The 15016-nt window shown below is 65.3% G+C and carries 15 protein-coding genes; 6 read left to right on the plus strand and 9 right to left on the minus strand.

Annotated elements, in window-relative coordinates:
• Nucleotides 1-2: 2 nt before the first annotated feature.
• The gene (locus HAP40_RS36390) at nt 3-1697 is read right to left on the minus strand and encodes a bifunctional diguanylate cyclase/phosphodiesterase (protein ID WP_166812214.1); all 1695 of its coding nucleotides are present in this window, start codon (nt 1695-1697) and stop codon (nt 3-5) included.
• Between the two features lie 220 nt (nt 1698-1917).
• Here HAP40_RS36390 and HAP40_RS36395 point away from each other — a divergent pair, with 220 nt between their 5' ends.
• Nucleotides 1918-2178: a hypothetical protein gene (locus HAP40_RS36395; protein WP_166812212.1), complete on the plus strand. Its 261-nt coding sequence runs from the start codon at nt 1918-1920 to the stop codon at nt 2176-2178.
• Nucleotides 2179-2184: 6 nt separating this feature from the next.
• Here the strand turns inward: HAP40_RS36395 and HAP40_RS36400 are convergent, their stop codons facing one another.
• The 3 genes from HAP40_RS36400 to mtgA all read right to left on the minus strand — a co-directional run bounded on the left by HAP40_RS36400 (nt 2185) and on the right by mtgA (nt 4006).
• Complete coding sequence (locus HAP40_RS36400; RefSeq protein WP_166812210.1) at nt 2185-2838, minus strand: hypothetical protein; 654 nt, start codon at nt 2836-2838, stop codon at nt 2185-2187.
• Nucleotides 2839-2979: 141 nt separating this feature from the next.
• Complete coding sequence (gene rpmF, locus HAP40_RS36405) at nt 2980-3162, minus strand: 50S ribosomal protein L32 (RefSeq protein ID WP_166812208.1); 183 nt, start codon at nt 3160-3162, stop codon at nt 2980-2982.
• Nucleotides 3163-3331: 169 nt separating this feature from the next.
• Nucleotides 3332-4006: a monofunctional biosynthetic peptidoglycan transglycosylase gene (mtgA, locus tag HAP40_RS36410; protein ID WP_166812206.1), complete on the minus strand. Its 675-nt coding sequence runs from the start codon at nt 4004-4006 to the stop codon at nt 3332-3334.
• A 159-nt stretch (nt 4007-4165) separates the two neighbouring features.
• Between mtgA and HAP40_RS36415 the strand changes: the two genes are divergently transcribed.
• Complete coding sequence (locus tag HAP40_RS36415) at nt 4166-5089, plus strand: polyprenyl synthetase family protein (RefSeq protein WP_166812204.1); 924 nt, start codon at nt 4166-4168, stop codon at nt 5087-5089.
• A 9-nt stretch (nt 5090-5098) separates the two neighbouring features.
• Nucleotides 5099-5791, plus strand: coding sequence for a DUF1345 domain-containing protein (locus HAP40_RS36420; protein ID WP_166812202.1), 693 nt, complete (start codon nt 5099-5101; stop codon nt 5789-5791).
• A 54-nt stretch (nt 5792-5845) separates the two neighbouring features.
• On the opposite strand, the gene HAP40_RS36425 is transcribed toward HAP40_RS36420, so the two are convergent.
• Nucleotides 5846-7672, minus strand: a complete 1827-nt coding sequence (locus tag HAP40_RS36425; protein WP_166812200.1) for a caspase family protein — start codon at nt 7670-7672, stop codon at nt 5846-5848.
• Nucleotides 7673-7852: 180 nt separating this feature from the next.
• Nucleotides 7853-8281, minus strand: coding sequence for a GFA family protein (locus HAP40_RS36430; protein ID WP_166812198.1), 429 nt, complete (start codon nt 8279-8281; stop codon nt 7853-7855).
• Between the two features lie 121 nt (nt 8282-8402).
• On the opposite strand from HAP40_RS36430, the gene HAP40_RS36435 reads away from it, so the two are divergent.
• From HAP40_RS36435 to HAP40_RS36445, 3 genes are all read left to right on the plus strand, one after another.
• Nucleotides 8403-8777 (plus strand): nuclear transport factor 2 family protein, encoded by a 375-nt coding sequence (locus tag HAP40_RS36435; protein WP_008540543.1) that lies wholly within the window; start codon nt 8403-8405, stop codon nt 8775-8777.
• A 194-nt stretch (nt 8778-8971) separates the two neighbouring features.
• A complete protein-coding gene (gene bla / locus HAP40_RS36440) occupies nt 8972-9841 on the plus strand; it encodes a class A beta-lactamase (RefSeq protein WP_166812196.1) in 870 nt (289 codons plus the stop codon).
• Nucleotides 9842-9887: 46 nt separating this feature from the next.
• Entirely contained in the window at nt 9888-11498 is a 1611-nt protein-coding gene (locus HAP40_RS36445) for a Na+/H+ antiporter (protein WP_246741214.1), read from the plus strand.
• Nucleotides 11499-11526: 28 nt separating this feature from the next.
• On the opposite strand, the gene HAP40_RS36450 is transcribed toward HAP40_RS36445, so the two are convergent.
• The 3 genes from HAP40_RS36450 to ispG all read right to left on the minus strand — a co-directional run bounded on the left by HAP40_RS36450 (nt 11527) and on the right by ispG (nt 15004).
• Entirely contained in the window at nt 11527-12351 is an 825-nt protein-coding gene (locus HAP40_RS36450) for an N-acetylmuramoyl-L-alanine amidase (RefSeq protein WP_166812194.1), read from the minus strand.
• A 207-nt stretch (nt 12352-12558) separates the two neighbouring features.
• Nucleotides 12559-13455 carry a TauD/TfdA dioxygenase family protein gene (locus HAP40_RS36455; RefSeq protein WP_166812192.1) on the minus strand — a complete coding sequence of 299 codons (897 nt, stop codon included), beginning with the start codon at nt 13453-13455 and terminating at the stop codon, nt 12559-12561.
• 265 nt (nt 13456-13720) lie between these two features.
• Complete coding sequence (gene ispG / locus HAP40_RS36460) at nt 13721-15004, minus strand: flavodoxin-dependent (E)-4-hydroxy-3-methylbut-2-enyl-diphosphate synthase (RefSeq protein ID WP_166812190.1); 1284 nt, start codon at nt 15002-15004, stop codon at nt 13721-13723.
• Nucleotides 15005-15016: the final 12 nt, after the last annotated feature.

A 15016-nucleotide genomic window follows, 5' to 3' on the forward strand; every position in this document is an offset into this window, starting at 1 on the left:
CATCACCCCGCCGCAGGCAGCACGCTGTCCGGCGCGGCGCCCCATGGCCGCTCGGCTGATGCAAGCCCGATCAGGCGGCCCTGGATGTAATCGCAACCCCAGTCGCGCAGCATGCTTGCGGCTTCTTCGTCCTGCACCCATTCGGCGACCGTCTTGATGTCGAGGCGCCGCGCAAGATCGATCAGGGTCTGCACGAAAGCACGGTCGTCGGCGGACCGGGTGACGTTCTGCACGAAGGCACCGTCGATCTTCACGATATCCACGCCGAGCTTGCGCAAATTGCGGAACGAGGTGTAGCCGGCACCGAAATCGTCGATGGCGATGCGGCTGCCGAAATGCTTGAGCCGGCCGACGAAGGCGCGGACATCGTCGATGTCCTGAATCGCAACCGTCTCGGTGATCTCGACGATCAGCCGCTCGGCAACGCCGGGATGGGCCTGCATCAGCGATTCGATTCCCGCCCACCAGTCCGGATCCATCGTCGTATCCGGCGAGATGTTGAGGCTGAGGCAGATGTCGGGCGCGGCCGCGAGCTCGGCGACCACGAGCTCAAGCACGCGGTGATCGACCAGGCGAATCAGGCCGAGCCGTTCGGCGACGGGCACGATGTCGGGTGCGAGCAGCACCTGGCCGTTGCCCTGGTCCATCCGCACCAGGCACTCGTGGAACGCACGTTCGCGCGAGGCGGCCGCGACCACCGGCTCATAGGCGAGCTTGATGCGGCGTTCGTTCAGCGCGGTGACGATCTCGTCGGTGACGCGGATATTGACGCGGCGCTGCGCGTCGCGCGCTGCATCCGGGCGCCACGCGGCGAACGAGCCGACACGGCGGCGCTTGGCGGCATCCAGCGTCTCATGGGCGCGGTTGACGGCCTCATCGGTGTTGCGGGCATAGCGTGGCACGCTGACCGCGCCGATCGACGCGGTGACCGAGACCGGGCCGGATTTCGTCGGCATCACCTCGTCGCGGATGCCGGCGAGGAAGCGCTCGGCGGCGACGTTCATGTCGTCGACGGTGCAATTCTTCAGGATCAAGCCGAACTTGTTGCCGGAGAAGCGGCCGAGCACGTCGCCGCCGCGCAAGCGCGCGCGAATGCGCCTGGCGACGTCGAGGATCACGGCATCGGCGACGTCGAAGCCGAAGGCGTCGTTGACGCGGGCGAGATGATCGATGCCGACCAGCATGAAGGCCGCGGTCGAGCGGAAGCGGGTCGTCTCCTCGATCGCCTCGGCCAGCGCCGCGATCAGATGGGAGCGGTTGAGCTCGCCGGTCAGCGGATCGAGCCGGGCCAGCTTGGTCAGTTCCTCGTCGCGGGCATGACGCTCATTGTTGATGCGGACGGAGCCGACCGCGCGCGTGGGCCGTCCATCGGGCCCGGCAAACCAGCGGCCGGTCTCCTCGACCCAGACCACAGGATCGGAGGCACTCATGCGTACGCCGTACTCGACCCGATAGGGCGTTCCGTCGGCGCCATGCACGGCGGACGTCTGCGCCAGCGCCGCGGTCCGCAGCGTCTGCGCGGGCTCGATCAGCTTGGCGAACTCGGCCCCGGTGGCGAGCCGCTCGGCGGGAATGTCCGGGAAAACGGCGCTGACCTGCTCACTCCAGACGATGACGTCGCTGGCGATGTCCCAGGCAAACACGGCTTGGCCGAGCGCGGCCAGGATGTCGGAGGCTTGCGGCAATGCGGGGGTCAAAATCGCCTCATTTCGGGACAGCGGGAAGTCCTGAGCCGGCACAGGATAAAGCCAGATTCGCCCCTGACCCTAGGCAAAGTTCATAAACAATTTGGAAACCACGTTTCCAACGCGGCCAGGAACCAAATAGGCTCGGCCGGCATAGGCCTTGCGAGTACTGACACGCACCGGCGCCGGCGTCCCGAAACGCGACAGGCTCCCGGATCAACGGTGATGAGCGATGTTGGGTACTGATCGACTGGACGGAGCGGACAACGGCACGGGCACGGACCTCGTGCCGATGCTGCCGACGCTTGCGTGGGTCCACAAAATGCCGCTACCGCGGCCCGATCCCGGTTTCGTCACCCAGCTGATCGCCAACGCCGAGCATTTGCCCGAGACGCGCCGGCTCCGCCGTGCCTCTTCCGAAGATGCGCAGATGGCCTATGGCAGCAAACGCCCGCTGCAAAGCGTCACCGCACGGACACGGCAGGTGGCCTGAGGCTGGTCAGCGCGGCGGCGCGTCGGGAGACGGCGGCGTGCCATTGCCCGGCTGAAGATGCGGCGAGGGAATTTCCGGTGACGGCGCGCCTTGCACCGGCTTTGGTGCAGGATGATCCTTAAGCACGGACTCGGCGACGGATTGTGCCGAGGGTGCGGGCGGCTCGACCGGAGCCGGCCGCGGTGCAATCACCGGCTCGAACTTGCGCTCCGATGCCGCATCCTCCACCGGAGCGTCGGCCTGGCGCTTGGCCTTGCGTGGCGCCGCCACCGTCGTCTCGGCGACATAGGTGACACGACGGCGCGTGCGCTGGGCGATGCCGGCGAAAAAGTCGGCCATCGCGAGCAGCACCAGCAGGAAATAGGTGGAGTTGCCGAATTTGGGCCACATCACGAATTCGGCGGCGGCGGCGCCGAAGACGATCAGCGACAGCAAATGATCCATCAGGAACTTGGAGCCGGGCCGCGCACCCTTGACCACTTCGAGCAGCAGCAGCACCACGCCGAGCGCGAGCAGGAGATCGGCGAGCGTGACCGGCCAGACCTCGCCGGACACCATCGGCACCTTGAACAGGACGTCCGTAAAGGACACCGTCGGCATCAGGAAGGCGATGATGTTGTAGACCGCGAGCGGAATCAGGAGCAGCGGGAAACCGACCATCGGCAAAGCGCCTTCTCGATCAAGATATCCGGACAGGACAATGCGGCGGCGAAACATTTGCTCCGCCGCCGTCACTGTCTATCTCATGGGTTGGCCGAAGCCAGGCAGGCGAAATCATCCTACCTGAAGAAAGGTCCTGCTTCAGGACTCTTTCTTCTTCAGGACCTGGCGGCCCTTATACATGCCGGTCTTGAGGTCGAGATGGTGCGGACGACGGAGCTCGCCGGAGTCCCTGTCTTCCACATAGGTCGGCTTCTTGATGGCGTCTGCCGAGCGGCGCATGCCACGGCGCGACGGCGAGGTTTTTCTTCTCGGAACGGCCATTTCAATATCCTCTAGGGATTGGTGTCATCAGGGCATCGTCCGCGAAGGGACGGCTCAGCACCCGCAATACGAGGCGAGCTGAATGCCGATCAAGGCCGGGCTTATAGAGGAAGGCTGGCCGTAAAGCTAGGCTCTTGGGCCGGAAAATACGCCCGGAATGGGCCCGAAATCAGCGATTTTCCCGCCAGCAGGTCGCAAGCGAGCTCGCCTGCCCCCTCGCCATATAGGTCGCGGCCAGCCGCCGGACGCCCGGGCCAGGGCTCCGGGCACTGCGTTTGACCGGATTTGGCAGGATCGAGGCCAGAAGCGCGGCGTCCCGGGCGGAAAGGCTGGCGGCCGACTTGCCAAAGGCATAGGCGCTGGCCGCCTCGACGCCAAATTGCCCCTGCGGGCCGAGCTCGGCGATGTTGAGGTAAATCTCCAGGATTCGCTGCTTGGGCAGGACGAGGTCGATCCAAAGCGCCAGCGGGAATTCCAATGCCTTGCGGACGAAATCCCGCCCCTGCCAGAGGAAAAGGTTCTTTGCGACCTGCTGGGTGATGGTGGAAGCGCCCCGAAACGGCGTGCCGTCCTCCTGCGCGTCGTCAATCGCCTCGCGCAGCGCACCCCAATCGATCCCGTGATGCTTGCAGAAATGCGCATCCTCGGCCGCCACCACCGCGCGCGGCAGATAGGGCGACATCGCCGCCAGATCGATCCATTGCCTCTGCATCGGCGCGCCCCGGAGCGTGCGCCAGGCCATCAGCGTCGAAACCGGATGGCCGGCGCGGTAGAACGGCGCGATCACATAGGGCGCGAGAGCGACGACCACGAGCACCAGGAGAAGGATTTTAACGATGCGCAAATCGACCTTTCCGGCGCAAAATGAAACACGGCCACGGCTGGGCCATTAAGTCTGTGATTATTCGGGTCTTTTCCAGCACTTTTTAGGCCTTCCAAACGATTGACTGAGACGGGCGCATAAAGGATTGTCCGCCGAATTTTAGTTCTGGAGCCCTTCTTGATGACCGGCACGTCCCCGTCCGATTTCGCCAAACGTCTGGACAAGACCGCTGATGACACCGAGGCCCTGCTCGGGCGCCTGCTGTCGGACGACATCCTGCACGACGAGATCGCCCGGCCCAAGCGACTGATGGACGCAATGCGCTATTCGAGCCTCAACGGCGGCAAGCGTCTGCGGCCGTTCCTGGTGGTCGAAAGTGCCGCCGTGTTCGGTGTTTCCCGTGAAGCGGCGTTGCTCGTGGGCGCTGCGCTCGAGTGCATCCACTGCTATTCGCTGATCCACGACGATCTGCCGGCGATGGACAATTCCGACCTGCGTCGCGGCCGTCCCACCCTGCACAAGAAGACCGATGACGCGACCGCGATCCTCGCCGGCGACGGCCTGCTGACGCTCGCCTTCGACATCGTCACCCGCGACGAGATCCATCGCGACGCCAATGTGCGCCTCCTGCTGACGCGCGCGCTGGCGCGCTGCGCCGGGATCGGCGGCATGGTCGGCGGCCAGATCCTCGACCTCGCCGGCGAAGGCCGCTTTGGCGGTAACGAGCCGATCGACGTCGCGCGCATCCAGCAGATGAAGACCGGCGCGCTGCTGCGCTACGGCTGCATCGCCGGTGCCCTCCTCGGCCAGGCCTCACAGAAGGAATATCAGGCGCTCGACGATTACGGCCGCGCGCTCGGCGAAGCCTTCCAGATCGCCGACGATCTGCTCGACGTCGAAGGCGATGCGGCTGCACTCGGCAAGCCGGCCGGCGCCGATGCCGCGCTCGGCAAGACCACCTTCGTCACCCAGCTCGGTATCGAAGGCGCCAAGCAGCGCGTGCGCGATCTGCTCGCGCGGGCGGACAGCGCCGTGTCGATCTTCGGCGACCACGCCGCCGTGCTGCAGGCCGCCGCGCGCTTCGTCGCCGAACGGAAGAACTGACGCGCGACGATGGCGGCCGGCGGCAAAGAGGATCCCGTCCTCGTCCGCTTCCGGCAGATGTCGCGGCCGATGCGGCTACTTTATGCACGGCCGCGAACGTTCATCGCGCTCGCTGTCGGCATTCTCGTCTGCCTGCTGCTGCCGGGCACGCACCGTCCGGTGACACGCCTCTTGTTCGGATGGGACGCGCTGATCGCGGTCTATCTCGTGCTTGTCTATGCGATGATGCTGTGCAACGACGATCAGCACATCCGTCGCGCCGCCGCGATGCAGGACGACGGCCGCTTCGTGATCCTGCTGGTGACTGCGACCGGCGCCTTCGCCAGCATCGCGGCGATCGTTTCTGAGCTCGGCACACCGCATCGCGGTGCCCTCGAACTGACGATCGCGATCGCCACCATCGCGCTGTCCTGGGCTGCCGTGCACACGACCTTCGCGCTGCATTACGCGCACGACTATTATCGCCACGGCACGGCACGCGGCCTTCAGTTTCCGAGCGGTGGCAAGGAAGACCAGCCCGACTACTGGGATTTCGTCTACTTCTCGTTCGTGATCGGCATGACCGCCCAGGTCTCCGACGTCGGCATCACCGACAAGACCATCCGCCGTACCGCGACGGCGCACGGTATCGTGTCCTTTATCTACAACACGGCCCTGCTGGCGCTGACGGTGAACATCGCGGCGAGTGCGATTGCGACTTAGCGTCTCGGCGGCCGTCCTGGCTTTCGCCAGGACGACCATGTGGCGACACGTTTGTCAGTAACACACCTCGGCATTGGCATCATTGCCCGGGCCGCCGCCGCCGCGATATTCGAGACGGCAGCCGCGATTGACCGGACGACAGCCGGCGTTGTTGCAGAAGACCTGCCCGCCGCTCGTCGCGCGGCGCGTACCGGTCGCAGCCGCAATGCCGGCCGCGGCACCATAGCCACCCGCCGCGCCCGCAGCCACGCCCCCGGACTGACGACGCTGCCGCGCGGGACGCTCATCGCCATCGTCGCGCTTCGCGGTCGCTGGCTTGGCCGGCTTGGACGCACGCTGCTTCTCGCACTCATTGTCGTCGTTGACCGCATAGCCCTCGCGGCAGACGATCTTGCTGCATTTGTCGCCGTCGGCCTTGAAGCCGTGCTCGCACACCAGCGGACAGACGCGCGACGGCTTGGCCTTGACGGTGTCGAGCGCGTCGGTGCTCGCCACTTTCACGTCGAGCTTGGTGCCGGCATAGCGGTTGAACTGCGACAGCGACCGCTGCGAGGACGTATTCCAATTGCCATCCGCCTGCCCGGAGAAACAACCGACGCGGCCGAGCTCGGTCTGCACCGAGCGGCTGAGATCGGCCGGTGCAGTCGCAGGCGTCAGTGACGCGACGTTGGTGCCGGTAGGGCTTGCCGTGGTGGCCGGAGCAGCGCCCGGCGCCGCGGTGGCGAGGTTGACACGCTGCTGCTCGGCGGCGGCCGCCTGCTGCTGCGCCTGTTCCTTGGCCTTCTGCGCAGCAAGCTGCGCCTGCTCGGCGGCTTTCGCATCGGCGGCAGCCTTGGTTTGCGCATCTTTCTGCGCGCCGAGGGCGGCGAGGCGGTCGCGCTCGGCCTCGGCCTGCTTCGCCTTCGCGATCGCCGCGGCATGAGCCTGCTCGGCGCCAATCTTCTCGACCTGGAGCTTGGCAAGGCTCGCATAGAAACCATCGGGATGCTGGGCGAGGAAGGCATCCCATGCCGCCTTGTTGCCGACCTGCAGCGCGAGCTCGTAGTCGCGGCGGATGTCGGCCTGCGGGTTCGCGACCGAAGCCGCCGGAGCCGTAGCCGCCACCTTGACCGGCACCAGCGGCACGTCTTCACCGCCGAGCGAGCCATAGACAAACGGCTCCTGCTTGTTCCCGGTCGACTTGAGCACGTCGTCACGCACGTAGCCGAAGGCGCGGCGGACATCGAGGCCCGGCGTCGTCAAATGCTTCGACAGCGCAACGGTAAACGGGCTGTTGGCGCCGTCGCCGTCCTGCGCCGTGAAGCCGGCCTTGGCCGAATAGGCGATCAGGGTGTTGGGGCTGGACGGCTCGACCTGGGCTAGGCCCCGGCCGATACTGCGCGAGGCGACCGTGCGCTTCATCCTCTTGCCGAAAGGATTGTCGCGGCAGGCGTCCAGGATCACCAGGCGAAGCTGCTTTGCGGGCTCGACCGCGACCAGGATGCGATCGAGCGACAGCGCCTCGTCGTACACGTCGGTGTCGCGCTCGAGCTTGGCGTCAACAGGGATCAGATAGTTGGAGCCTTCGACCTCGATGCCGTGACCGGCATAGTAGACCACGGCGATGTCGGCATCGCGGGTTGCATCCGCGAAGTCGCGCAGCACCCGTCGCGTATCCAGCGCCGATAAATCGTGCCGGGAATCGACGACATCGAAGCCGGCCTCCTTCAGCGTCTTTGCCATCACCGAACCGTCATTGACGGGGTTGGCGAGCGACGGCGCGTGCTGATAGGCCGAGTTGGCGAGCACCAGCGCGACGCGCTTGCCGGCGAAAGCGGGCCCGGCGCCCAGCAGCAGCACGAGGACGAGGAGAAGCGGACAAAGTCTGAGCAGATTGCGCATGACACGACTTCCGAAGGTTCGGGGCTTTTCGAGCCCTTGGAGACCGCTTTAGCAGGATCCGCCACCGGCGCTTGTGATGGAGGTCACGAAAGCGATGGCGACGGCGGGACGAACGGCCCCTTTTGTTTGTCGCGCCAGCGCGGCCGCGGTTCGTCGGCAAAGGCGGACGAACCGGGGTCCTCAGGCACCCCCGATGTGCTCCCGATATTGCGGCAGATCGTCCGTAATTTCATGCCAGGGCGCCTTCGAGCCCACGAAAATGTGGGCGCTCGGCCGGATCGAGGGGGTATCGACCAGGGTTCCCATGGCGACATGGACCCATTTCCCCTCGCGCACCCGGGAATAGAGCAGCGAGCCGCACCGGGCACACTGGGCGTTATGGGTGGTATCGTCGCCGAAAATCATCCTCTGGTCCCCGCCCTGGACGATGCGGAGCTTATCGTGCGCGATGCCGGCGAACGGCTTGAACGCCGCGCCGGTGGTGCGACGGCAGTTCGAGCAATGGCAGTTCAACGCATAGGAGAATTCGTCGGCGACCTCGAAGCGCACGGTGCGGCAATAGCATTCGCCGATCAGGATACGAACGTTCGAATTTTCTGATGCGGTCATGGCGCTGCCTTCACTCAAACGGCTGACACACCCATAGCGCATTTTGATGCGTACGACTAAATTCGGCCCAAGCCATCAATCACAAGCCATCAATCAAAGCCATCGATCAAAGGGATGACCCATGAGCCAGAATCGTTCGAGTGTCGAAGCCGTCGTGCAATCCTATTTCGATGGCCTGTATGAGGGCGACGCCGAGAAGCTCGGCGCCATCTTCCATCCCTCGGCCGATCTGCGCTGGGTCGAGAAGGGCGAGCTCCAGGTGTTGACCGTGCCGGATTGGCTCGATCGCGTGCGCAAGCGCCCCTCCGGCAAGGCCGAAGGCAAGCCGCGCGAGGACTTCATCGTCACCATCGATCGCTCGGACGACAAGACCGCCTTCATCAAGGTCAGATGCCAGCTGCCGCCGCGCTATTTCACCGACTATCTGGTCGCGATGAAGCTCGCTGACGGCTGGCAGATCGTGTCGAAGTCGTACCGGTACGACCTGAGGGAGTGAGGGGGACTCAACCTTCCGCTGCCTGAAATCGAACCCACTCGTTCCTCATTCTCCGTCATTGCGAGCGTAGCGAAGCAATCCAGAATCTTTCCGCGGAGATGGACTGGATTGCTTCGTCGCTTCGCTCCTCGCAATGACGATGGGATGGAGCGCGGGATGTATCTCTTCGCGTCCACTTGCCCCAAGGTCCCCCGATGCTTCTCGATCGCCGCTCCCTGCTCGCCTCACTCGGCTGGATGGCCGTCTCTCCCGTGCTGGCGGCTGACGCGCCGCCGGAACTCGCGGCCTATGAACGCGAGAGCGGCGGGCGGATCGGGGTCTATGCGGAAAATCTGGCCACCGGTGCAAAGCTAGCATGGCGCGCCGACGAGCGGTTCGTCATGTGCTCGACATTCAAGGCCTCGCTCGCTGCCTGCGTGCTGGCGCGGGTCGATCGCGGCGAGGAGCGGCTTGCAGCCATGATTTCTTACGGTCAGGCCGACCTCCTGGAGTATGCGCCGGTCGCCAAACAAAATCTTGCGGCCGGCGCGATGTCGGTCGCCGACATGTGCAAGGCGATCGTCGAGCTCAGCGACAACACCTGCGCCAATCTGCTGCTGGCGCGGATTGGCGGTCCCGCCGTGCTCACGGCGTTCTGGCGATCGATCGGCGACACCACCTCGCGGCTCGACCACAACGAGCCCGAGCTCAACCGCTCGCCGCCCGGCGATTCCCGGGACACCACGACGCCCGCGGCAATGGCGGGGAACCTGCGCCGGTTGGTGCTGGGCGAAGCACTGTCGCCGGCTTCACGCGCCCGGCTCACCGAATGGATGGTGGGCTGCAAGACCGGCGCGAACCGGCTGCGTGGTGGGCTCCCCGCAAACTGGAAGATCGGCGACAAGACCGGCAACAATGGCAAGGACGCTTCGGGCGATATCGCGGTCGCCTGGCCCAGAGCCGACACCAAGCCGGAAACGCCGATCCTGATCGCGGCCTATACCCAGGGCGGCACGCCGAACCCGGCGCAGATCGAGGCCGCGTTCGCCCGCATCGGGCGCATGGTGGCCGAACGGCTGGCCTGAGCCGCGCCGCATTGACCTCCTGTCCGCTTCCGGGCCAAGACAGGCCATGATCACAGCGCAGTTTCAGACCTTTCTCATGCTGCTCGCGGTGCTGGCGGGCACCGCGCTTGCCGCCCGTCGCTTCAATATCGCGCCGGCCATTCTGCTGTTGCTGGCTGGTGTCGGCCTCGCCTTCGTGCCGGGCATGCCACCGGTGGAACTGCCGCCGGAACTGGTGCTGCTGATGGTGCTGCCGCCGCTGATCTACTCTGCGAGCGTCGCCATGAGCTGGCGCGAGTTCAAGAAAAATCTACGCCCGATCGTGCTTCTCGCCGTCGGCGCAGTGATCTTCACCGCGGCGATGGTGGCGGCGGCTACGCATTATCTGATCGGCCTGCCCTGGACCATCGGCTTCCTGCTGGGCGCCATCGTCGCGCCGCCCGACGTGGTGGCGCCGCTCGCGATCGCGCGCCGGCTGAACATGCCGCGCCGGCTCCTGGTCATCCTCGAGGGTGAAGGGCTCGTCAACGACGCCACCGCGCTGATCCTCTACCGCTTTGCACTCGCCGCGATCATGGTCGGGCATTTTTCACTGCCGCTGGCGGCCGGCGAGTTTGTCCTCATCGTCGCCGGCGAGATCGCCTTCGGCATCGGCGTCGGCTGGCTCTCCCTTCGCTTCCGCAAATGGGCAAGGGATCAGCAGGTCGAGCTGACACTGTCGCTGATCACGCCCTACGTCTCCTACTGGCTACCCGAGCATGTCGGCGGCTCCGGCGTGATCGCGACCGTCGCCTGCGGCCTCTATGTGAGCTGGAACGGCCCGCTCCTGATCTCGTCCGCGACGCGCCTGCAGGGCATCTTCTTCTGGGACCTCATCATCTACCTGATCGAGGGCCTGCTGTTCCTGCTCACCGGCTTCCAGATGCGCGCGCTCTACGAGAAATCGAAGGCGTTTCCACTCGACGACATCCTGACCGCGACCGCCGTGGTCCTGACGGTCATCGTCATCGCACGCTTCGTCTGGCTGTATCCCGCGATCTATCTGCCGCGGATATTAAGCAAGAGCTTGCGCAAGCGCGATCCGTCGCCGCCATGGCAATGGCCGTTCACGCTTGCTTTCACCGGCGTACGCGGCGCCGTGTCGCTCGCGGCGGCGCTGGCGTTGCCGTTCACGCTGCCGGGCGGCGAGGCCTTTCCGTACCGCGACCTGATCCTGTTCGTCGCTTTCGGCGTCATCTTCGTCACGCTGATCGGCGTCGGCCTGACGCTGCCGCCGGTGGTGCGCTGGCTCGGCGTTGCGGAAGCCGGCCGCAACGAGCATGTCGCCGAGCACGAGGCCGAGATCGCCGCACGCCGTCAGGCGCTAGACGCCGCACTGAAATCGCTCGACTCGATGACCGAGGAGAAGGAGGTATCCGACGAAGTCATGCGGCTCCTTCGTGCCCGCCACGAAATCCGCGTCAACCAGCTCCCGGACTCGCTCGATCCCGCCCACCACGACGTCTCCGCCGCCGGCACCGCGCTGACCCGCGAGCTGATCGTCGCCGAACGCAAATTCATCCACGATCTCCTGCGCGACGGCCAGATCACCGACGAGACAAGGCGACGGATCGAGCGAGATCTCGATCTGGAGGAAGCGAGTTTGGCGAACCGGGAGTATCGGGGCGCGCCACTGTAGACTTCCATCATTGCGATCGTGAAGCGGACTACCGTCTCTCGCAAAATTTCCTCAGCGCCGCCGCAACGGCTCCCGCGACCGCCTCCTGCCGCTCCGGCGAGTTCATCTCCATTTCCTCGTCGCGGTTGATGATCGAGCCGGCCTCGAGCAGGACTGCGGCGCTCCTCGTCCGCGACAGCACCACGAGCCCGTCATAGCGATAGACGCCCACATCCTTGTCGAGCAGCTGGCGCCGGTAGCGGCCCATCACCGGCAGGCTGTATTGGCTGGCATAGTGCAGGCCCTCCGCTTTCAGTTGCCTGCCGATCATCCGCGCCAGCATCAGGCTGGTGGCAAAGTGCGGATTGTGTTGCGACACGAACAGCGAGTGGCCCGAAAATCGGTCGCTGAAATAGCTGTTTGTGCCGTCGAATTCCCACCTCTCGAGCAGCTTGTCCGGCACCGAATCGTGATGGACCGACAGCAACAGATCGGCCCGGCCGTCATTCGCGGCACTGACGCGCTTGAACAGGCTCGGCCGCGCCTTGCCGTCCGTGACCAGCAGGCGGGTGGCGGCAAAACCCTCGGATTTGAGCCTTGCCGTGATGAGTCTTGCGAGACGGAAGTTGAAGCCGAACTCAGGATCATTGCGCGCGCTCAACGCGCCGTATGAATCCGGGGTGTGCCCGACATCCACCACGATCCTGAATTTCGGCATCTCGCATTTGGCCGGCCGCGACGGTTTTGGACTGGCTCTTGCGACCTTTCGCGCGGCAGCAGCTTCGCCGGCGTCGACAAAGGCGAGCGACGCCAGCAGGATCGACGCGACCAGCGGAATGATCCAAAATGCGATGATGCTGCGCGATTGCCCCAAGCGCTACTCCGCTGCCGCGATGCGCGATTTGTTTTCGGGAAGATTGACGCGGGAATTGGAAGGCGTCAACGCAAGACAACGCTCGTGTCCCGGACGCGGCGCGGCATCAAATGATGCGACGCAGAGCCGGGACCCAGCTTGCCGCGAGAATGGGCCCCGGCTCTGCAGCGCAAGAAGCGTTGCGCTGCGTCGGGAGCACCGGAGCCGTCACACCGGCCGCTCTCCCTTCACCGTCACCCGCGTGCCCGAGCGCGTATGCGGCCAGTAGTCCCACATCGCGCGGTGCTGGGTGCAGCGGTTGTCCCAGAACGCGATGGCATTCTCGGTCCAGCGGAAGCGGCACTGGAACAGCGGGTTCTCGGCGTGCTGGTAGAGATAAGCGAGCATCGCGTCGCTCTCATCGCGCGGAATACCGTTGATGTGGCGGGTGAAGCCGCGGTTGACGTAGAGCGCTTTCTTACCCGTCACCGGGTGCGTGCGCACGACCGGATGCTCGGCGTTCGGATAGGACGGACGATCCGCGACGCCATAATTGGCGTAGAGGCCGCGATAGATCGGCTCGCCGTCATGCAGCGCGGTTAATCCGTCGAGATAGGCCTTCATGCGATCCGACAGCGCCTCATAGGCCGCGTACATGTTGGCGAACAGCGTATCGCCGCCGCGGGGCGGGCATTGCTTGATGTAGAGGATCGAGCCCATCGGCGGCTCGAGATCGCAAGACACGTCGGAATGCCAGCCCTCGCCATTGGCCCGCGGCGAGTTCTTGTCGGCGTAGATCTTCATCAGCGCCGGGTCTTCGTCCTCATGCGGCGCGGCGGGATGGAAATGCAGCTCGCCGAACTTGCGGCCGAAGGCGAGATGCTGTTTTGGCGTAAGGTGCTGGTCGCGGAAGAAGATGACGAGGTTTTCGGCCAGCGCGCGGTGGACCTCGTCCATCTGGCGGTTGGAGGCCGTGTCGCCCTCGACGAGCCTGCCGATGTCAATGCCGGAGATTTCCGCGCCGATGATGGGCGTGAGCTTTTCGACCGCGATGGTTTCGTACGGCGCGCCGTCGTCAGTCGTGTGGCGATAGCGCGGGCCTTGCTTGCCGGCGAGTGAACTCATGGATGCGTCTCCCGATCATTGTTGATTGGGAGCATGGTAGCGCGCTGTGACAGATGCGCAATCTGCGCTGCGAACACAGCCGTCGTCCCGGACAAGCGCAGCGAAGCGGAGCGCAGATCCGGGACCCATAACCACAGGATTAGATTTGACGAAGACTCGGAGTCGCCACCTCGCACCATAACCACTCCCTGGGGTTATGGGTCCCGGGCTCGCGCTACGCGCGCCCCGGGACGACGGCGGAGTATGAGGTGCGAGCGGAGTGAAATCACTCCGCGGCGGTCACCGGCACCTGGGCGCCCTGGCCGTAGCGCTGCTCGATATAGTCGATCACCAGCGCCTTGAAGTCGGCGGAGATGGTCGGGCCGCGCAGGGTGCGGAACTTCTTGCCGTCGACGAAGACCGGCGCGGCCGGCGCTTCCCCGGTGCCGGGCAGCGATATGCCGATATTGGCGTGCTTGGATTCGCCGGGGCCGTTGACGATGCAGCCCATCACCGCGACGTTGAGCTCTTCCACGCCGGGATATTTCGTCTTCCAGCTCGGCATCTCGTCGCGGATGAAATCCTGGATCGAGCGGGCCAGCTCCTGGAACGTGGTCGAGGTGGTGCGGCCGCAGCCGGGACAGGCCGCAACCAGCGGCACGAAGGTGCGGAAGCCCATGGTCTGGAGCAATTCCTGGCCGACCTGCACCTCACGGGTGCGATCGCCGCCGGGCTCTGGCGTCAGCGAGATACGGATGGTGTCGCCGATGCCCTGCTGCAGCAGGATGCCGAGCGCGGCCGAGGACGCCACGATGCCCTTCGAGCCCATGCCGGCTTCAGTCAGACCGAGATGGATGGCGTAGTCGGAACGGGAGGCGAGATCCTGATAGACCGCGATCAGATCCTGCACGGCCGACACCTTGGCCGACAGGATGATGCGATCCTTCGGCATGCCGAGCTCTTCGGCGCGCGCGGCCGAGAGTAGCGCCGACTGGACCATGGCCTCGCGCGTCACCGCGCGCACGTCGCGCGGATGGGCGGACGCGGCGTTCTCGTCCATCAGCTTGGTCAGCAGCTCCTGGTCGAGCGAGCCCCAATTGGCGCCGATGCGGACCGGCTTGTTGTTCTTGTTGGCGATCTCGATGATGTCGGCGAACTGCGTGTCGCGCTTGTCCTTGAAACCGACATTGCCGGGATTGATGCGATACTTGGCGAGCGCTTCGGCGCAGGCCGGATAGGCCGCGAGCAGCTTGTGGCCGATATAATGGAAGTCGCCGATCAAGGGCGTGGTGATGCCGCGCTTGGCGAGGCCGTCGCGGATGTGCGGAACGGCGGCTGCGGCCTCCTCGCGGTCCACGGTGATGCGGACCATTTCGGAGCCGGCGCGCGCGAGCGCTGCGACCTGGGCGATGGTGCCGTCGATATCGGCGGTGTCGGTGTTGGTCATCGACTGCACGACGATCGGCGCGCCGCCGCCAACGGCGACGTTGCCGACCTTGACCTGGGTGGTCCGGTGCCGGGGCGCGGGACCCGCGATGTCGGAATCGAGAGGGTTTTCGAGCTTGTTCATGGGGTCCAAATA

Source organism: Bradyrhizobium sp. 1(2017) (genome assembly GCF_011602485.2).
GTDB lineage: Bacteria > Pseudomonadota > Alphaproteobacteria > Rhizobiales > Xanthobacteraceae > Bradyrhizobium.